The 19,434-nt window shown below is 67.3% G+C and carries 11 protein-coding genes; 5 read left to right on the top strand and 6 right to left on the bottom strand.

From position 1 onward, the window contains the following. Positions 1-250 precede the first annotated feature (250 nt). The 6 genes from ABLE92_RS12405 to ABLE92_RS12380 form a co-directional block, all read right to left on the bottom strand. Positions 251-1,768: a hypothetical protein gene (locus ABLE92_RS12405; protein ID WP_348805062.1), complete on the bottom strand. Its 1,518-nt coding sequence runs from the start codon at positions 1,766-1,768 to the stop codon at positions 251-253. Positions 1,769-1,799: 31 nt separating this feature from the next. After that, positions 1,800-6,320, bottom strand: a complete 4,521-nt coding sequence (locus ABLE92_RS12400) for a hypothetical protein (protein WP_348805061.1) — start codon at positions 6,318-6,320, stop codon at positions 1,800-1,802. Then, positions 6,320-8,818, bottom strand: coding sequence for a hypothetical protein (locus ABLE92_RS12395; RefSeq protein ID WP_348805060.1), 2,499 nt, complete (start codon positions 8,816-8,818; stop codon positions 6,320-6,322). The genes ABLE92_RS12400 and ABLE92_RS12395 overlap by 1 nt, the downstream gene beginning before the upstream one ends. Positions 8,819-8,842: 24 nt before the next feature. After that, entirely contained in the window at positions 8,843-10,903 is a 2,061-nt protein-coding gene (locus tag ABLE92_RS12390) for a DUF6603 domain-containing protein (protein WP_348805059.1), read from the bottom strand. Positions 10,904-10,918: 15 nt separating this feature from the next. Then, the gene (locus ABLE92_RS12385) at positions 10,919-11,764 is read right to left on the bottom strand and encodes a hypothetical protein (RefSeq protein WP_348805058.1); all 846 of its coding nucleotides are present in this window, start codon (positions 11,762-11,764) and stop codon (positions 10,919-10,921) included. A 216-nt stretch (positions 11,765-11,980) separates the two neighbouring features. Then, positions 11,981-13,084 carry an MFS transporter gene (locus tag ABLE92_RS12380; protein ID WP_348805057.1) on the bottom strand — a complete coding sequence of 368 codons (1,104 nt, stop codon included), beginning with the start codon at positions 13,082-13,084 and terminating at the stop codon, positions 11,981-11,983. Between the two features lie 308 nt (positions 13,085-13,392). On the opposite strand from ABLE92_RS12380, the gene ABLE92_RS12375 reads away from it, so the two are divergent. Genes ABLE92_RS12375 through ABLE92_RS12355 form a run of 5 tightly spaced genes read left to right on the top strand, consistent with a single transcriptional unit; the run spans position 13,393 to position 19,432 of the window. Then, positions 13,393-14,430: an AfsA-related hotdog domain-containing protein gene (locus ABLE92_RS12375; RefSeq protein ID WP_348805056.1), complete on the top strand. Its 1,038-nt coding sequence runs from the start codon at positions 13,393-13,395 to the stop codon at positions 14,428-14,430. Further along, positions 14,427-15,134 (top strand): HAD family hydrolase, encoded by a 708-nt coding sequence (locus ABLE92_RS12370; RefSeq protein ID WP_348805055.1) that lies wholly within the window; start codon positions 14,427-14,429, stop codon positions 15,132-15,134. The genes ABLE92_RS12375 and ABLE92_RS12370 overlap by 4 nt, the downstream gene beginning before the upstream one ends. Further along, complete coding sequence (locus ABLE92_RS12365; RefSeq protein ID WP_348805054.1) at positions 15,131-16,705, top strand: MFS transporter; 1,575 nt, start codon at positions 15,131-15,133, stop codon at positions 16,703-16,705. The genes ABLE92_RS12370 and ABLE92_RS12365 overlap by 4 nt, the downstream gene beginning before the upstream one ends. Then, complete coding sequence (locus ABLE92_RS12360; RefSeq protein ID WP_348805053.1) at positions 16,702-17,925, top strand: cytochrome P450; 1,224 nt, start codon at positions 16,702-16,704, stop codon at positions 17,923-17,925. Before ABLE92_RS12365 ends, ABLE92_RS12360 begins: the two co-directional genes overlap by 4 nt. A 1-nt stretch (position 17,926) precedes the next feature. Continuing rightward, a complete protein-coding gene (locus tag ABLE92_RS12355; RefSeq protein WP_348805052.1) occupies positions 17,927-19,432 on the top strand; it encodes an FAD-dependent monooxygenase in 1,506 nt (501 codons plus the stop codon). The last annotated feature ends 2 nt before the right edge of the window (positions 19,433-19,434 follow it).

Here is a 19,434-nt window from a genome sequence, read left to right as displayed (position 1 = left end):
CTACTCGGCAGATGTCTAGAAATGGGCAAGGGTCGGCGTGGTCGTGCGTATCTCTGGCCCCGGATAGGCCTCTCTCGTTCACTGACAGCCGGCTTGAATTGCATTGATGCCCACTATTTTCCGTCGGTCGAGCCGACGAGGCGCTAGCCGAGGAGGTGTCGAGACCTCCGGTGGTAGGGCTGGTTCTGCTCTGAGGCATGGCGTTGGAACGGAGTGCGGTCAACGTAATTCAGAGTGCTGTCAACGGAAGTCAGTCGAGGCTCCGCTCGACGAACTCGTCGAACCGAACGTGTTGACTGGGTGGTCGTAGCACCGGCTGACGTTGCCGCTCGACCCACAAGCACGGATTGCCGTCCACGTCCCGAGCCAGCTTGTGGCGACGGATGATTCGGGTTCCGATCGACGGGATGGTCGCCGGTTCGATCTCGTGGACCACTTCACCGTCGGCGGTGTGCACACGCAACACTTCGGCGACCGGCGCGTCGACCAACGTCGGCTCCTCACCGGACAGATCGGCAATTCGCCGCTGTACCAACCGTCGTCGGAACTGCCCGTTCACGCGGACCTCGTCGACCCCGTACGCATGCCAGAACGGAGTCGGTGTGGTGCCGGGGAGATAGCTGTAGCGCCGCGCGCCGGGATCGATCGTCGGTGCTGCAGCGGCGGGAGCCTCGGCGGACGCTGATGACGCGGCCGCCTCCCGTCCGTCGATACGCTCCTCGACGGCCCACAGCAGATTGCTGTACTCATCGAGCCCGAACAGCACCTCCTCGATGGCGGGACCCTCGACCGGGGTGAGCGCGCGAAGCCACACCACCAGCGACCACGGGTCGGCTCCGGACATCCCGAACATCGACCAATCATCCGGCACCCGTGCGGTATACGTGCATCCGAAAGAGTCGGTCACCTCGATCTCGCCGTCCAGCAGTGTGCTGACATGACCGGCCGGCACGTCGATCGGGAAGAGGAACCAATCGTCGGCGTGCGAGCAGATCAACGAGATCAGCATGGCGGTCACCGGATGCGCACTGTCCGGCGGATACCCGCCGATGTCGACGGCGGCATCCCCGATCTCCCACCACCGGCTCGCCGGTGCACCCGGATACTCCAACTGCGCCGGATACGCATGCGACGCCACCACGTCACCGGCGAACCCGGCACCGGAGGCATCGGTACTCAACCAGTCCACCTCGCCGCCCCGATGGCGTGGCACTCGCAGCATCGGCGATCCGTCGTCACCGGTGGGAAACTCCGTGGCATACACCAGTTCATCAGGCTGCCAGGCAGATCCACGCCGAGCCGGAACGCCGACGGCGACGAAGTCGGCGTCGCCGAGGCCCAACGGGTCCGGATCACGCCACATCGCCAGGCCGTCGACTGCGCCGACCAGGTTCTCGTACGGCGGTGGCGGCGCCGAGAACCGATACTCCGCGTCGACGTCGCCGAGCCGATCCGCCAGCACCCGGCCGATCCGCAACCGGCGTCCCATCGTCCACCATCCGGTGTCTTCATCCTCGATGATCGCCTCGGCGGGCACCTTGGTCGGGTCTATGTCGGGCGCCACCGGCGATGGGTCGATCGGAGTGGTCACCGTCGAATAGTCCACCCGGACCGGGCTACTCGCGTTCTCGCCCTGCATCTCACCCATCTGCCATTGGCGCGTCAGGAACCACAGTGGATCGGCGATGCGGGCGGAGAAGCCCGTGGTGAAATCCTGCTGACGCGGATGCGGATCGAGACGGTAGTGGCAGTCCACACGAATCACCATGGCAGCAGCCTCCTTTCACGTAGAGACGACGTCACGGATAGCTCGTGTCGGTATCGAGGCGCAGCCCGGTCGGAGAGGCGGCGGCGAACATTGCGGTCCCCACCGCCGCCTGCAAACCGCCGAACTGATGAGGGCCGGCGGCACGGGCCCGTGCGCTGAGCCGGGTGTCGGCGACGATCTCGACGAGCAACTCCTCGTCCAGGGGCGCACCGAAGTCGCTGAGTTCGGGAGGTACCGCAATGAGGATCGCCTGCGGCGCACGAGACGTCGGCGCATTGAAACCGAAAGCCGCCGTGGTGGTCTGCACGGGACGTGGCACCGACTCCACCCAGCTGTCGACCAGCCCAACCGACACTTGTGCCTCGGGATCACCATCCAGCCGGTCCGTCGAGTGCGCGGCGACGAACCGTGGTACCGACCCGCTGGGGTCGGCACGCCGGTTGCGTTCGGTGACGAAGTCGGCCAATGCCTCCCGCTGCCAATGATCCTCGCGCGAGTTGCTCCACGTCAGCAGCGGAGGGAAGGCCGACGGCACCATCGCCTCGAGCTGTAGCGCTTCCACCCGCGCCAGGTGCGGGCGGACCGCCGCGCACACCGACAACCAATCCTCGTCGAGATCGTTGTCTTCGGTGGGATCGATCCCGGTGACCCGCAGCAGGTCTCCGAGCTTCATCGACGCGAGCACGCCGACTCGTCCTGTCGGTGAGGCGAGTTCGACGATGGCTCGCGCGATCGTCTCGTCGGCACGCGGGATCTCCTGGGCATCCGGGGCTGTCGCGGGTAGTTCCGGCGCGGCGTCGACACGGACCGTCAGAGCGGTCGCTGCCTTGCCGGCCAGGTCACGGAGCTCGACGACAGACGCAGGCGCCAGATCGGCGGGCGGCGCCACTCCCAGCATCGCCGACAACACCGCCGGTCGTCGCGCGCCTTCGACGTGCGGGACCACACCCCATCGCAGCGCCGACGACAGTGCCTCCGCGCACGCCTCGGCGTCACCGCCACCGGAAACATTCGTCAATATGCCGGCGACTGTAGTGGCAACAGCTCGTAACGTGTTGTACCGCACCAGCAGATCGTCGGCGATACCCCCATCGAGCGCGGCGATCTCGGCCGGACCAAGACTCGCAGCGTCGGACACCACGTCGGCGACAAACGCCGGCGCTCCGAGAGAGTCGAGCACATCGGTCGCCCGACGATGCCGCCGAAGTGCCGTGGAGGCAACGGGATCGGGCGGACCACCCAGCACACACGCCGCGAGGTCGCCGAGCAGATCCGGCGCGAGGGCCGCGGCATCGGCGGGAGTCAGCTTGAGATCGGCGAGCGTGGCCCGCGGTGCCGGCGCGCCGTCGACGGCCGCACCCACCCACACCCACTCGTCGGCCGCCCCGGACTGCGCCTCGATCGCCGCCGCCACCGAGGGGTCAGCGATGAACGCCGGGCCGTCACCACCACCCGCAGGGGCGACGGGAAGAACACTGATCACGCTGGTACGCAATGCTTCCGCCGCCAACGGCGTACGGACCACATCAAGCTTCGGGGGAGTGGCGAACCCGGCGGCGACATCCATGACGTTGCCGGCGATGTCGGGTCGTCCGCTGACCACCTGGTGAACCCCCTCCGCGACCAGCAGGTCGCCGTACGTGTCCAGGGCCGCCCGGATCTCCTTCAGTCCATCCCGCCGGCCGTCGACGTCCATGTCGACGACGGTCCCGCCGGTCGGCCCGAGCAGCGTGTCGAGAGCCTCGATGCCGTGGCAGACCCGCGCCGCATCCGGGCGATCGAGCCGCAGCGGGAACCGCTTTCGCACCGTCTCCACGTCGTCGTGGCCGGCGATCACCCGTTCCACCTGGCGTCCGATCGCCTCGAACGGATGGGCACCGATACGCACCTCGTCGGCGATCTCGTCGGCGAGCCGAATGCTGTTCGACTCCAGGCTCATCGGCACCTCGGCGTCACGCAGAATGATCGCGGTGAGCGCCTGCTCATGAGACGGTGTATGCAGGACACCGGCATCCGTGGGGCCGGGTGACCCGAGCAGCGGCCCGTCGACCCAGCCGTACAGACCGAGCCGGTGGCGGGCGGTCGGCGACTCCGAGAGTCCCCGCAACCGTCGCGACACCATACCTGTGAACCATGGGTCGATGCGGTGAGTGGCCGTGTCGAGGGTGGCACGCAGAGCGAACTCGAGCTGCTCGACGGCGCCCGGCAAGGTCACGATGTCGCAGAGCTGCGTGATGCCGTCGATCACCGTCCGCGCGAGATCGTAGGCCGGTCCGCTGTAGCCGAGCGTCTCGTCGTACTGATAGGCGTAGGCGCCCAATTCGGTGCCGTTCAGCTCGACGTACGGATGATCGAGCATCGGGTCGGTGAGTTTGAGGAAGTCGCGCACGACATAGGCCTCGGCCGTCAACTTGGACTGCCACAGCATCCGGATCAGAAGGCTGTCGGGCATCATCCCCCGTTCTCTCCCCTCGCCGCCCCAGATGCCGGGCAGGTCCAGCCCAGAGACGGTGGCTATCTCCTTCAGCACCTGCGCCATCGCCTCGCCGACCGGCATCTCCTCGGTGTACCAGTGCGGCCACCGCGTGGGCACGACGAGCGGGAGTTCGAGGGTGGTGGCCTCCCCGACGCCGAAGTAGGTGCGGGCGGGGTCCTGGGCGTAGAGATCCTTCGCCAACGCCACCACATCGGCCACCTTCTCCTCGAACGCATCGGCGTCGACGCCCGCACTGACGTAGAGCTGCTGCCACAATTCGGCCGAGAAGAAGGGCCGATACACGTAGTCGTGGGACACCGCGTCCACGCCGATCAGTTCCATCAGACGGTCCGGGGAGGCGCCGGCGGCGGTCGGCGAATCAGCACCCGATCCACCGACGGCGGCCGTTTCGGCCACCTCCCGAATGCGGTTCAGTACCTCCGCCATTCGAGGTTCGCAGTCGGCGTCTGCCTCATCGTCGACCGACCACCGACCCATCACCGACGTCGGCAGGAGTCCGTACGGTTGCTCGCTGATGCGAATGGGCGGGTAGGGACCTTGAGGTGAAAGGTTGGTGGCGGCCCAGAGCCCGAGTCGGTCGGTGTCCGGACCAAACGCCCACAGATCCCGGAAATGGTGCCCCCACAACACCGGCCACGCCGACTGGACGAGGAGGCGATCCAGGCCGGCAGGTCCGTCGAAGTCGCCTCTGCCGGGAATGGGACCCAGACGAAAGAAGTCACCGGTCAGCGGCAGCGACACCCACGGGTCAGAGAGGTCGTCATGAAGCCGTCGACGCGCGATCGCCAGCCATGTCTGCGGGTCAGCGCCCAGATCGGCGGCGTTGGCACCGTCGACAGTATTGGTCGGCGTACCCAACGGAACTCGCGACATCCCACCGGCATTGACGAGTTCGGCGAAATGGTCCTCCGGCGAGTCATCGCCGATACCCACCACATACAGCGCCGCAACGTCATCCGGCGAATGCCCCGCCGGCAACTCGAAGGTCGCCCCCAGACCGACCTCCATGGCGGCCTCGAACGACACCCACCACCGATCGGTCGGCTCGACCACCGTCGGATCGCCTTCCTCGTCGACGACGAGGTCCGCGCCGACGACATCGAACGGAAGGTCACTCTGCGGAATGTCGATGACGTGGACGCGTTCTGCACCACCGCCGAAGTCGCACCACACCTCGATGGTCGGCGGTAGCCCGGACACTCGATTCGGAGGTGTGGGGTGGGCCGCGCCGGCGTCGATGTGGATCTGACCCGCCACGATCCGGTTCGGTGGGAACGATCCGACCAACCAGGCTGCCCGCGGGCCGCCGAACCTGCTGCACAACGTTTCCCAGGGCGCGGAGATCAGCTGGTCCTGATCGAACCACTTGAGGTAGCGAGTCTGCTGAACGGCTGGGGGAAGACTGTCGTAGAGCTGTTGCCACATGGCGGTGACGAGGGCGATCTCGGTGTCGGTGGGTTCGGGATCGTGGCGCAGTACGCTGGGTTCGTCGGGGATGATGCGCAGTCGCATGATCCACGGATCGGTGGAGGAGTCCTGGCTGACAATGGTTTCCAGCCGTACCGGCAGCAGGACGCCGACGTCACGCCAGAGATATGCCCGCAGGTCGATCGGGTCGGCCAGTCGCGCGGCGCGGGCGATGGCCACCAAGCTGTTGACGGACGAATCACCCACTGCCGCTCTGAGATCCGGTACCGAGGTGCGTGGTCCGGGACGCATGGCGGCGATGGTGGTCGCGACGACAAGGTCGACGGCGGGAGGCGGGGATCCGTGAGGCGAGTTCGCCTGATGAACCGGGTCCTTGGCTGCGGCGTCGGCGATCTCACCGGCGGTGCGGTGCTGCAGCCAGGCCAGCATGGTGACTTCGCCGTAGTGGTCGCTGCGTTCGTCGGCTGGAGCTTCCGACAGGAGTTGGCGCTCGACCTCGAGCTGCTCGCGCAGCGGCACGGCCAACGGAACGCCCATGAGTTCGGGTGGTTCGGCGCCGCCGGCTATGGCGATGGCGAACTCAACCGCCGCCACCCGTGCATCGAACAGCGCTGTGCTCTCGGTCATCACGGAGTTCCTATCGCCAGGCCGCGTGCCTTGAGGTCGGCGCCGTCGAAGGCGACGCGGGTCGGATGGTCGAGGGTGGCGTTCGCGAATGCTGCTGACGTGGTGGCGGATTCACCGAGGGGAGCGGCCAGCGCGTCGTCGGCCTCTCCGCTGAATCGGCGGAACCGCAACTCGGTGGGCGGTTCGTCCAGCACCACCCAGAACTTCTCGAGGGTGCCCGGGTCGATGTCGAAGGAGAAGAAGACGATGTCGCGGCTGATGGTGCCCTGGAAGTTGGGTGCGATGTGCTTGCCGCTTCCCGATGGATCGAGGAATCCCGGTGTTTGACGCAGTAATTGGTCGACGGTTGCCGGATTGTCGGGTACGGGTTTGCGAACCAGGTACACCAGGGTCTTGGGATAGCGGCGGAACAGGTCGGTGCGGAACACGAGGACCAGATCGCCGGTGGCGCCGTGGTCGACGCCGGTCGGAACCTGATGTTCGGGGCCGCCGAGGTCGCTGGTGTCGGCCCAGTCGCCGACGCCGCGGATGTCGGCAACGCGGGCACCGGTCCGGAAATCGATGTGCCGCCAGAACGACAGCAGCGGGGTGGACGATCGGTCGATCGGGATGGTCCGCCAACGCAGTTCGCCGAGTACTTGCTCGTTGATCCCGACCAGGAAGGCGTCGATGAACGTCGGGTTGGTCTGCATGGCGACCACCGAATCGGGATCCAGGGTGCCGACGCCGGGCAGGAGCCACTCTTTGGCCCTGTCGCGCAGCAGAATCCAGGTCGGATAGTCCACGCCGGCGGGATACTCGGGCGGGCGGAGATCCCCGATGTCGAGGCCTCGGATGCGGGACTGGACGCGTCGACGGCCGGGGGAGTTCGGTCCTCGCGGATCGAGACTGGGGGTGATCACCCCGGCGACACCACCCAGATAGGTGGGATTGCACCGTGGTTTCGGTGGCTGCGGCAGCAGGGACACCACGATGTCGACGGGGAACTCGACACCGAGGTGGCCACGCGGATCGCGCAGCAGCTCCTCGGCGGGTGGTGCCCCGAGAGCCTCTGCGACGCTGTCGATGCCGGGGAATCCGTCGCCGGTCGGCACCGGATCGATGCGACACGTGTTGACGTATCCGATGGCCGAGGTATGGGTGACCGGTGCGGTGGCGTGACGAGTGCGTGCGGTGCGGGGCCGCAGCATGCGGCGGGCCGCGGTGGAGAACACTTCTGGGACCAGGGGGCTCTCGGCCCCGGTGATCGCCTCCATCGCCGACCCGGTGGTCGCGCGCAGTCGACGCAGCAGCGGTGCGAGCAGCGCCACCTGTTCGGTCGGGTCGTCGGGAAGCATTCGCCGCCAGAGTGATCCACCGATCTCGACGCCGAAGGCGAGGTGAGCGACGAGATGTGCCGCCAGGGTGGTGGCGCCCAGCTCGGCGACGATGGCCGCCACCAGATCGTCCTGGGCGTCCTGACCCATCCGGACGCCGAGGGCGGCGGTACCGCGCAGCCGAGGGTCGTCGTTGAGGGTGGTGCCCCAGGTGGTGGTGCGCGGATCGGTCACCCAACTGCGTCCGTACCGGGGTGGGCCGATGACGCTGCGCCCCAACGGATCGGCCAACGCCTCGGCGTCGGCGAGCAGCGCCGACACGTCGTCGCGGAGGCGGTCGACCTCGGTGATCTCGGCCGGGGTGTCGTCGGCGAGGGTGCTGATCGCGCCCCGCACATGGACGTCGGCCCGCACTGCGCCACGTGCGTATCGCAGTGGTGCGGTGCCCAATCCGGCCGCGCTGTCCGGGTCGATGGCGGTGGCCAGGGATTCGAAGTCGCCGGAGTCGCCGGTGCGGAAACTCCACGAGTACAGCAACGTCAGCTCGATCGGCGATCCGATCGGACCCGTCCACGCGGGACCCGCGGCGTCGTCGAACGCGGTCACCACCGCGGCGGTGTAGTCGCGATGGGCGATCAGGAGTTCACCGCCCGCGGCGCCCGGCACGCGATGCGGACAGACCAACCGCGCAATCTCACCGCGGCCGTCCTCGCGCTGCACATGAGCCCACACGTGTGAGCGGGTGAGGTTGAGGTCGGCGATGACGCTCGGCTGCACCCGAATCCGTCCCGCGGTCCGGTCGATCTGCATGTCGGCGGATTCCCCGACCAGCAGCACCATCCACGGGCGCAGCGCCGCACCGGCGGCCCGGGTGGGCGAATACTGCCACGGCAGAGCGGGATCGGCGAAGTCGATGTGCACCATCTTGGTGGTCTCCGCGTCGACGACCCCGGTGGCCGGGGCGGTCCGCAGCACGGTGCGTGGATCGATGCCGTCGATGTCGCGGGGCGCGATGAAGTGAAACGGTACCGATCCCGGTGTGGTGACGCCGGGTTCGGCGGTATCGGTCATGGACAGGTTGAGCCGGCCGGTGAGTCGGCCGTCGACCGGGGCAGCCTGGGCGAGGCTGTACAGCGCGGAGCGCCGCCAACTGGTGAACGAGAGTCCGGCGGGATCAGGCATGGCTGAGTCCTCGAGGGTCGATGGTCACAGGGGAACGCTGATGTCGGCGTCGGCGACGGGGAATGCGGTCGCGGATGTCCGGGACTGCTGGAATGCCTGAAGAGCGGTGGTCGGGGCCGATACTTCGCTGGCGTCGGCCGTTCGGAAGGTCTCGTCGGTGACGCTGACCGCGGCCGGGCGGGCCGCAACCGTCGGCGTGGTGTCGCGCTCCCGCACCGCGTCGAGGAGCCCGCGAACCCGGTAGCCGACGACGCCGGTCACGAGAAAGGGTGGTGACGTGGGGCCGGGCACCTTCTTCAGATGCAATGTCAGCGATGCGGCCACCGCATCCCCGGAGGTGACCGCCCCACCGCCGACGATGCGCATGCCGCCCGGGAGGTGTTCGAAACCCGGATTGTTGAGCGTCTGCGAGGACTTGAGATCCAGTGCGGTGAACGATCCTGGACTGAACCATTCACGCTCCTCGGTGGTGCCGCCGACGCCGGATGCGGTGACGTGCAGCCGATGTCCCGATCCCGCCAGTGGTGCTCCCTCGAAGCGGTCGACGTCGGTGTCGAGGGGGACCCGTTTCTGCGTCCACATCAGCGTGCCGGTCGGCGAGACGAGGGCAATGTTCTCGGGGCGGGCGATGTTGCGGCGCAGCCGAATGGACGGGTCGGTGCCCTCGGCTCGCAGATTCTCGCGCTGCGCGAGTTCCTCGGCGACCGCCGTCAGCAGACTGGGGATGGCACGAACGGAATCACCATTGCGCGAACCGAGTTCGAACGTGGCGCTGCCCCGCACCCGCACGAACAAGACTTTGACGCTGGCCTGGGCACGCACCACCAGAGGGCCGGGCCCGGTGACGCGACCGGAGACGGTGATGCTGCCGAAGGTTTCGCCGAACACCCGAATGGCCAAGCCGGCGGCGAAGTCGACGTCAAAGGTGAACGGCTTGAACGTGATCAGTGCGTCGAACTGGAAGAAGCCGTCGACACTCAACGGCCCCAGACGCATTCCGGCCTGTACCCGTGCCCCCGCCTGCAGTGTGTTCGGCGTGAAGGCGGTGTACATCTCCAGGCGCAGGAACACCCCGACCGGAGCCTCCAACGCCGCCCCGACCCGGGCGATCGAAGGCAGATCGAGCGGTCCCGGATCAAACCGCGGATGGAACCCGCCGATGCTCAGCAGCACATACGGATTGGGGCCGTAGAAGATCCGTAACGCCATCCCGCCGGTGAGGCGGAAGATGCCCATGGCATGGGAGTTGACCAGCGCGGCGTCGACGGAGATCAGTTGCCGTTGCAGGTCGACAACACCCAGAAAGTCCATGCGCAAGAACAGCAATGCGAGGTTCTCGTCGGCGCCGATGAGCACCCGCAGCGTTCCGAGGAGGACGATCTTCGACGGACCGGGCAGCTCGATGAGCACGGCGGCGTCGGCGCGCACGATCGGCGAGAGCCAACTGAGCTGCAGGGTGGGCCCGACGATGAGTGTGCCTGCGGCGGCTGGGAAGAACCTGCTCAGATCGTCGAGGATCGCCGGGGCGTTGGCGACCGGGTCGTCGGAGAACAGTACGTTGCCGACGGCGCCACCGGCCAGGCGGTGACGCATGAGGTCGGTGTCGGCGCGGCGGTTGATGCCGATGAGCCCGCCGACACCGGTGAGTTCGAAGCCGAAGCTCAGTTGGATTCCCGGCGTGAAGTGGATACCGAGGACCGTCAGGATGCTGGGATCGCCACCGACGTGGCCGATGATGAACAGGCCGGTGACATCCACGGGTCCGAGGTCGGCGGCGATCGCGCCGAGCCATTCGCGGGTTGCCTTGTTGTGGCGGATGTAGCCGCCACCGGTGATGCCGGCAAGGTCGATCGCGGCGTGCCCACCGTCGGGGGCCTGGGGTGTGATGACCGGTCGAACGGTTAATTCGGCTGCGGTGAAATCGATCTGGAGGCCGGTGTGTACGACGATGTGATCGACCCCGACGGTGATGCCGGGTGGTCCGCCGGTGATGTCGATACCGATGTCGGCGCCGAGTTCGGGAGCGAAGGGCACCACCGCGCCGTTGACGACAAACGTGACGTCGGTGTGCACTCCGTCGCTCATGGTTCAGCCCTTCACTCAGGCACTGCGGTGATGGAGATCGAAGGTGGGCGGTCCCGCGGCGGGCCGCGTGTACGTCGGGCTGTACTGCTCGTCGATGGTCGCGATCGAAATGACCTCGGACAGAACACCCAACGACGACCCGAGATCGATGTGCGCGCGCATCCCGGCCGTCGCAGGCGTCGTGGCATCGCCGAGTGCGATCGTCAACGCATACGGCTTTGCCCCGGCCACCGGTTGGGAATTGAGATCGACTGTGGCCGCGGCCCTTCCGGTGGTCAACGTGACCGGAGTCGCGGTGAGGTCAGGCGGGTCCCAGAACAGGGTGGCGGCGACGGTCGCCGGCGTCACCGGTTTGCCGAGAGGTTTCCCGAACGTAAAGGTCCACTGACCGGCGCCGTGCGCCGCGAGCGACAGCCCGATCCCGCCGGCAACCGGAAAGTTCGCGGTGACGTCCTTGTGGATCCGCAGAAAGATGCCACGGGACAGCGGATTCCCGGCGGCATCGGTGTGGGTGAGAGGTGCGACGCCCAGCGTCGCCGCAGCCTGCGCGTCGACGGTGTAGGTCAGCGTGATCATCGGTGACCAGCCCGGCGGCTGCATCGCGCCGACGGTCAGGTGATCGTCGAGGGCGCTGAGCCTCACCACGAGGAACATCAGCAGGGAGAACCAGTCGGGGTCGCTGACCAGATCATCGAGGGCGTCCCGCGCCCCATCGGGAAGGTCGTGCGCCTCATCGGTCAGGTCCCCGGCCTTCCGGAAGATCTCGTTCAGTTCCTCACGCTGGGCGTCGGTCGACTTCTGGATCTCGGCAAGGAGCTGCGAACCGAGCGCATCCAGCGTCTGCGGGGTCGCGGTGGCCATGGTCACAGTGTCGCGCGGCGTGATGGTGGCGGCAAGGGGCCGCGTATGCCGAAGAGACCACCCGCTGCGCTCGCGGCTGCAGAGAGTGCGGCGTCGTCCGGCGTGCGACGATCGCCGAAACCGCGCACAGTGCAACCAGGTAGACGCCGAAGACCCAGTAGCGATCGGCCAGCACATCGCGCAGACCCGGTGCCGTCCCACCCACCAGCGCCACGATCACCGCATAGGGAACGCCGTTTCCGCGGCGCGCACGTCGGCGGGAAACAGTGACGCCAGCACCCCGGGGAGGGCGGCACACAGAATCGCCAGGATCACGGTGGCGATCGCCAGCCCCGCAACGTATGTGCCGAGACCGCCCGACGGTGCGGTGAGAGCGAGAACGGCCGGACTCACCACCAGGCCCGCGATCGCCGCGCGGCGATACACCGTGTGCAGTGACCATCGTCGGATCAACCTGCTCGTGCCGACGACGATCACCGCGAACGCACACGTCTGCACCAGCGATACCCAGAACATCACCCGTGGTTCCACGTCGAGATAGGCTGTGGCATAAGGGACTACGGCAGCAACCCAGATGTTGTACGCCGCGGTGGTGCCGACGCTCAGTCCGGCGACCACCGCCATCCTCCGCCACAGCCAACCCCGAGCGACCGCCGGCTCCGCGTCTGGCACGTCCGAGTTCCGTGCACCCGTCCGCGCATCCGACGACCCGACACCGGCATACCAACCGAGCGAGTACACCAGCAGTGCAACACCGCCCACGCCTCCGACCAGATAGGGCACACGCCAACCGAAGTCGATCATCTGATCAGTCGTGAGCGCACTGGCCATCACCAGGGTCACGATCAGTGACAGCACCTTTCCGGCCGCACCCATCGCGTACACGAGCACGCTGGGTTCCCACGACATCACGTCGCGGATCTCGTAGATGCTCGCGTTCACCACGCCGGCGAGGCCTCCGTGCGCGGCACCGAGCGCCATCCTGAGCACCAGGATGAGCAGCGGCGCGAGCCACGAGGGGTGCAGTCCGGATGGAATGAACGCCATGGCACCCGTCGTCACCGTGCTCACTGCCAGGGCCGCACGAAACGCGTATGACCGCCCCACCCGATCGGCGAGTCGACCGAAGACCAGTGCGCCGACGGGGCGGGCGGCGAACCCGAGTGCGAAGATGACAAACCCGGTGGTGAAGGGCGACGACACGCCCGCGAGTGGTCCCTTGGTGAGGTAGGGGAGCAGCGCCAGGAAGGTCACCCAGTCGTAGCCCTCGACGGCGGTACCGAGGGCCACCGTGGCGGCGGATCTTCTGGTGGCGGTCACCTCGATCACTGTGGTCGCCTCCACCCTCACTGTCGCCCCGGCTGCCACGTAATACGGATCACATGACCCACGAGATCGACGCTGAGCTGCGGCTATGGCCGCGATGCGCGTTTCGATAACGCTCACGATGAGCCCAATTCTGCACCAGATAGTTATCGCGGCTAATCTCTGCGGTGTCGATGGAGAGTTGCTCGAGAGCCCCTTGCTGCCGAGCCCGGAACCTCACGACACGAAGGCTGGCAGTACCACCGGCGCACGGCGACGTGTGCGGGTGAATCGGCGAACCATCACAAGCAAGGGGCATCTGTATGACTTCCACTCTTCCACCGCGGCTGTCGCATTCGACGCTCGTGCCGCGCGAGCACGTCCACCGCGACGCACTCTCCGAGGTCTACCTCACCGACATCATCTGCGACCGCTACCCCAATTTCCGTGTCGGCGTGCACCTTCCGAAGTCGCACAGCTACTACAGCGATCATGTGGGTCCGGCCGCACTGCGCTACGACCCACTGCTGCTGCTCGAATGCTTCCGTCAGACATCGATTCTGATCGCCCACCGACACGTCAACGTCGGCTTCGATCAGTCGTTCATCTTCAACACCGGTGACGTCACCATCGTCTCCGACGACGCCCTGACCATCACCGACGCTCCCGGCAACGGCGAGCTGAGCGCCGTCATCGTCGACGAAAAACTCCGCGACGGCGAGATCATCGGCATCAGCCTCGAGATGCGGCTCCAGCTCGGCGGATCCGCTGCGGCCATCATGGACATGGTCATCCAGTGGATGCCACGCCCCGTGTGGGCGCGAGTGCGCACCAAGGGCCGCCGAGCACTCGGGCTCGACGAGTACCGCCACGGCATCGCCCCGCAGCCGGGACGGGCGCCGCGCACCGACCGCGGCTTCCACGCACCGGAAACGCTCGGCCGCCGGATCGACCGGAACGTGGTGATCGGCGAGGTCCGCGAGAACGCAAGTGCCGCAAACCTTGAGATCGACGTCCTGGTCGACCAACGCCACCCCAGCCTCTTCGATCATCCGCTCGACCACATCCCCGGCGCGGTCCTGTTCGAAGCCATCCGCCAGTCCGGACTCCTTGCCGCACATGACCTCTTCGGACTCAGCGCCCGCCGTCTGCGCATCCGCTCCTTCGGCGCCGACTTCACCCGCTTCGGTGAACTCGACCTCCACACGGTCGCCACCGTCACCCCCGACGACGACCCCACCGGCTACGGCTTCCGCGTCGACCTCACCCAGGAGGGACAGCAGATCGCCGGCGGTCGTATCCATTTCGACACCCTGATCACCCCGCGTCGCATCGCTCGACCCACCGGAGGTTCCCGATGACCCTGTCCGTCCCGGCCACCGGCCACCAGATCCCCCGCCACACAACCGAATCGCCCTACGACGCGGTGTTCCTGGACTTCGGCGGTGTGCTGTCACCGCCGATCGACGAGCTGTTTCTCGATTACCAGGCCAAGACCGGCATCTCGCCCACCGACCTCAAGGGCGCCATGGCCGGCGTCGCCGATCGTCTCGGGGTGGAGGTGCTCGCCCCGGTCGAACTCGGCCTCCTCTCCGAACCCGAATGGGTTGCCGGACTGCACTCCTGGCTCATCGCGCGTGGGGTGGATGTCTCGCGGTCGGCCGTCGACTTCGGGCGTCAGTGGTTCGCCGGACACCAGGTGAACTCGACGATGCGCAGCCTGGCACTGACGCTCAGGGACTCCGGCTACCGCGTCGGGATCCTCACCAACAATGTGCGTGAATGGGAGGCACATTGGCGTGCGATGGTGGATCTCGACGATCACGTCGACACCATCGTCGACTCCTACGACGTCGGCGTCCGCAAACCCGATCCGGCGATCTTCGCGCTGTCGGCCGAGCGACTCGACGTCGATCCGACCCGGGCGATCCTCATCGACGATCTGCCGGAGAACTGCGCGGCGGCACGCGCATCAGGGTGGAGCGCAGTACAGTTCGTCACCAACCAGCAGACCGTCGCCCAGTTGATCGGGCTGCTCGGCAGCGCATCGGAGACACAGCGATGAGTACCGGCAACCCGCGTCCCAACGTTCTGCTCGCCGGCATCCTGCTGGCCGTGACGGTGGTCCCGACCGGCGTCTCCGGAACCGGTGTGGCCCTGCCGCACATCGCCGCCGACCTGGGTGCCCAACCCGCCCTGCTGCAATGGGTGGTCAACGGCTTCAATCTCACCTTCGCGGTGTTCAGTCTCGTCGCCGGCTCGGTCGCCGACCATCTCGGTCGCCGACGAGGACTGCTGCTCGGTGGTCTGATCTTCTGTGCTGCAGCCATTCTCAGCGCACTCGCACCCAACCTGCTGCTTCTCGACATCGGTCGCGCATTGTCGGGTGTGGGTGCGGCGATCATCTTCGCCTGCTCCGGCGCACTGCTGGCCATCACGTTCTCCGGTGCTGCGGCAGCACGGGCCTTCGCACTGTTCGGCACCGCCGCCGGCGTGGGACTCGGTCTGGGACCGACGATCTCCTCGGCCGCGATCGCCGCGGTCGGCTGGGCGGGTATCTTCTGGTTCAACGCGATCGCCATCGCCGTCTCGATGGGTCTCGTGCTGGCCTCGCGGGTGCACGACACCAGGGTCACCGGCGCCGGCCGACCGGACTACCTGGGGGCCGCTGTGTTCGCGGCATCGCTGTCGCTGGTGATTGCCGGTGTGGTGCAGAGCAATACGTGGGGATGGGCCTCGGCCGGCACGTACGCGATGATCGCGGCCGGCGTCGTGCTGTTCGCGGGCTTCGTGTGGTGGCAGATCCGCACCGAGCATCCGCTGCTCGACCTCACACTCCTGCGCTCACCGCGCCTGGTCGGGCTGCTCGCGGTCCCGGTGGCCGGGGCCGTCGGCTTCGTGACGCTCCTGACCTACTACCCGACGTTCCTCACCACCGTGTGGGACCTGGGCACCGGGGTCGTGGGTCTGGTGATGCTGATCATGACCGTTCCGGTGATCGTCGGACCGCTCATCGCCGGCGCCCTGCACACACGCGGAGTGCCCGTCTGGCTCATCCTCGGTGGCAGCGTCGCGCTGTTCGTGGTGGGTGCCGCCCTACTCATCCCCATCGACACCACCGTCTCCATTCCGTCGTTGATCGCCCCGTTCGCATTGCTGGGCTTGGGTTTTGGTCTGGGAGTGGGACTGGTGGACGGGCAGGCCATCGGGTCGGTGCCCGAGGAACGGTCGGGCATGGTCTCCGGCCTGGTCGCCACGGTGCGTCTCGGTAGCGAGGCTGTTGTGGTCGCCGTCTTCGCCAGTGCGCTGTCGGCGGGTGTGGGTGGCCGGGTTCGCGATGCGTTGCCGGCGTCGCTGGACCCGTCTCAGAGTGGCGACATCGTGAACAAGGTGGTCACCGGTGAACTCGACACCATCTCCGGCGCAATCGATCTCGACGCTCTTCGAACCGCCTTCGCTGAGGGGATGGTGCCGCTGCTGTGGGCCATCGTGGCGGTCAGCGCGGTCCTGACCGTGGCGGTGGCCGCGTTGCTCCGCCGCAACACCACGCCCGATCCCGACTCTGCGCACGCCGTCACTGTCGACATCGCCGAACACGATCCGCTCGCCATCCCCACCGAGGAGGCCCTCCGATGACTCTCACCCTCGCCACCAACCCGCTCGTCACCGACATCCCCGGACTGGACACCCCCGACCCGTACGTCCGGGCCTGGGCCGGCGACGACGGACTCACCCGCATCGAGCTGCCCAGCGGACATGAAGCCGTGTGCCTCACCGACTATCAGCACGTCAAGACGCTGCTCCTGGACCGCACCGCCAGCCGCAGCCTGTGCAACGTCGACGGTGGTCCCAGCTTCATGCCCACCAACTGGGCGCCGGAGGTCCTGATCAACCTCGACGCCCCGGTGCACGGCATCGTGCGCGAGTTCGTCTCCCACGAGTTCAGTGCCCGCGCGATGGCCGAGCTGACACCGACGATCCTCGCCCTCACCGACGAGGCCCTCGACGCGCTCGCGGCGTCGTCGAACCCGGACCTGGTGACGCAGGTGTTCCGGCTGGTGCCGGCACGGACGGTGTGCCGCCTGCTCGGGGTGTCACTCGAGCACGCCGAGTGGATGAACGAGCTGGGTCGCCGCATTCCGATGGCCCCGCGCGACAACATCGCGCTGATCGTCGACTCGTGGACCGAGTTGTACGGCTGGGTCAACCGGCTGGTGGCCGGCGAGGTGGAGCACTCCGACGACGGTCTGGTGGCCACCTATCGCCGACGTGCGGCGCAACCCGAGTACGCCGACGTCGACGCCAGCCTGCTCGCCGGAACGGTGATGGGCATCGTGCTCGGCGGCGACAACAACGTCGCCACCATGCTCGCCAAGACCGCGTATGCGGCGTTGGCCGCGCCCGCCCTCTACGGGTCGTTGGTCGACGGCAGCGTGGCGGTGGCCGACCTCGTGGAGGAGATTCTGCGCCTGATGCCGCTGGGCACGCCCGGGTCGTTTCCGCGGGAGCTGACCCGGCCGCTGGTGGTGGGCGGCACGGAGCTCCCGGTCGGGTCCATCGTGTATCCGCACATCAACGCCGCCAACCGGGATCCCGGTGTGTTCGGCGACCCGTTGCGGATCGATCCGTCCCGCCCGGGTCGGCGTCATCTGCAATACGGTTACGGGATGCATCGGTGCATGGGGTCGGCACTGGCGCAGGCGGAGATCATCACCGTGTTGCAGCGCATCGTCGACCGGTTTCCCGGTCTGCGGCTGGCGGTACCGGCGGAGTCGGTGCCGTGGGATCTGGGTATCGGGCTGCGCCGCCCGGCGCAGCTCCCGGTGGTGCTGTCGGAGAATGAGGAGGGTCGCTGAGGTGTACGACGTGATCGTGGTGGGCGGCGGCCCGGTGGGCATGCTCGTTGCCAATGAACTTGCTCTGCATGATGTTTCGGCACTCGTGCTGGAACAACGGGGCGATGTCAGCGAGTACCCCAAGGCCGGGACGTATCACTCGCGTGCCATCGGAACGCTCGCTCGCCGCGGTATCGTCGCCACACCCCGACAGACCAACGACCACACCACGATCACCTCGGAACCGTTCCAGTTTGCCGGGTACCCGTGGATCACGGTGCGGGGGCGCACCATCGACGGTGCGGTGATGCTCGGCATCGCCCAGGCAGACCTCGAACGCGCCATCACACGGCACGCCGAATCTGAGGGTGCACACCTGCTCCGGGAGATGACCGTGACATCGGTTCACCAAGAGCCGCAGCACGTTACGGTAGTTGCCACCGACGCCGGCGGAGTTGAGCGCTCGTTCACCGCCCGCTATGTGGTGGGTGCCGACGGTGGTCGCAGTATTGTCCGACGTTCCGGTGACTTCGCCGTCACCGAGTACCCGCCGACGATGCGCGCGATCCTCGGCCTGGCCACCATCCCGCATCCGCACCAGTTGCGGCCCGGGTGGAGTCACACGCCGCGCGGCTGGACGTTGTTGAATCTCAACCGATATGGGGAGAGTCGGCTGATCGTGTTCGAGTTCGACGGCCCCGTCGACGACCGGTCGGCACCGGTCACCGCCGAGGAGTACTCCGCGGCCATCGACCGGGTGGTGGGTTCGCATGTCGACGTCGTCGAACCGCATTACCTCAATCGGTTCAGCGATTACAGCCGCATCGTGCACAACTACCGTGACGGCCGGTTGTTCGTGGCCGGCGACGCCGCCCACATCCACTATCCGCTGGGCGGGCAGGGACTCAACACCGGCATCGTCGACGCGGTGAACCTCGGATGGAAACTCGCCGCGGTGGTGACCGGCGTCGCAGACGATTCCCTCCTCGATACCTATTGTGCGGAACGGCAATCGGTGGGTCAGTGGATCGTCGACAACACCCGGGTGCAGTCGATGTTGATGAACCCGGCGTCGTCGAACGATCCGCTGCGTAGCGTGTTCGCGCAGATGCTGTGCTCGTCGGATGCGCATGACTGGCTCGCCGACAAGCTCAACGGCACCTCTCTGCGCCACGAGGTGGGTGGTAGCATCGACCCGGACCTGGACGGCATCTTCCTGCCCGACCACGAGGTGTCGGTCGATGGCGAACGGACACCGGTCTCGAAGCTGTTGCAGGACGGTCGATTTGTCCTCCTGGCGGCACCGCGGGTGGTCGACGAACTGGCCCATCAGGTGGCGCTGCCGTTCACCCGGGTGGTCGCCGCCGACGGGTTGCCCGCGGAGTATCCGGAGATCCTGGTGATCCGCCCGGACGGGTATGTGGCGTGGGCGGGCAACCGGGTGTCGGTGAGCGCGATGATCGACACGCTGCGCGAGCGGTTCGGGTTGGCGTGCGCTCCGGTTGACGATGCGGTGATGCTCGGCTGAGC

The sequence above is a fragment of the Gordonia oleivorans genome (assembly GCF_040044975.1).
GTDB lineage: Bacteria > Actinomycetota > Actinomycetes > Mycobacteriales > Mycobacteriaceae > Gordonia > Gordonia oleivorans.
Note: the sequence above shows the minus strand (reverse complement) of the source record. Positions and strands in the feature narration are given on the sequence as shown.

Excerpts from the sequence above, each read along its gene's own strand:
- ABLE92_RS12405 (WP_348805062.1), bottom strand. The coding sequence starts at position 1,768 with ATGGTGATTCGTGTGGACTGCCACTACCGTCTCGATCCGCATCCGCGT.
- ABLE92_RS12400 (WP_348805061.1), bottom strand. The coding sequence starts at position 6,320 with ATGACCGAGAGCACAGCGCTGTTCGATGCACGGGTGGCGGCGGTTGAG.
- ABLE92_RS12395 (WP_348805060.1), bottom strand. The coding sequence starts at position 8,818 with ATGCCTGATCCCGCCGGACTCTCGTTCACCAGTTGGCGGCGCTCCGCG.
- ABLE92_RS12390 (WP_348805059.1), bottom strand. The coding sequence starts at position 10,903 with ATGAGCGACGGAGTGCACACCGACGTCACGTTTGTCGTCAACGGCGCG.
- ABLE92_RS12385 (WP_348805058.1), bottom strand. The coding sequence starts at position 11,764 with ATGGCCACCGCGACCCCGCAGACGCTGGATGCGCTCGGTTCGCAGCTC.
- ABLE92_RS12375 (WP_348805056.1), top strand. The coding sequence starts at position 13,393 with ATGACTTCCACTCTTCCACCGCGGCTGTCGCATTCGACGCTCGTGCCG.
- ABLE92_RS12370 (WP_348805055.1), top strand. The coding sequence starts at position 14,427 with ATGACCCTGTCCGTCCCGGCCACCGGCCACCAGATCCCCCGCCACACA.
- ABLE92_RS12365 (WP_348805054.1), top strand. The coding sequence starts at position 15,131 with ATGAGTACCGGCAACCCGCGTCCCAACGTTCTGCTCGCCGGCATCCTG.
- ABLE92_RS12360 (WP_348805053.1), top strand. The coding sequence starts at position 16,702 with ATGACTCTCACCCTCGCCACCAACCCGCTCGTCACCGACATCCCCGGA.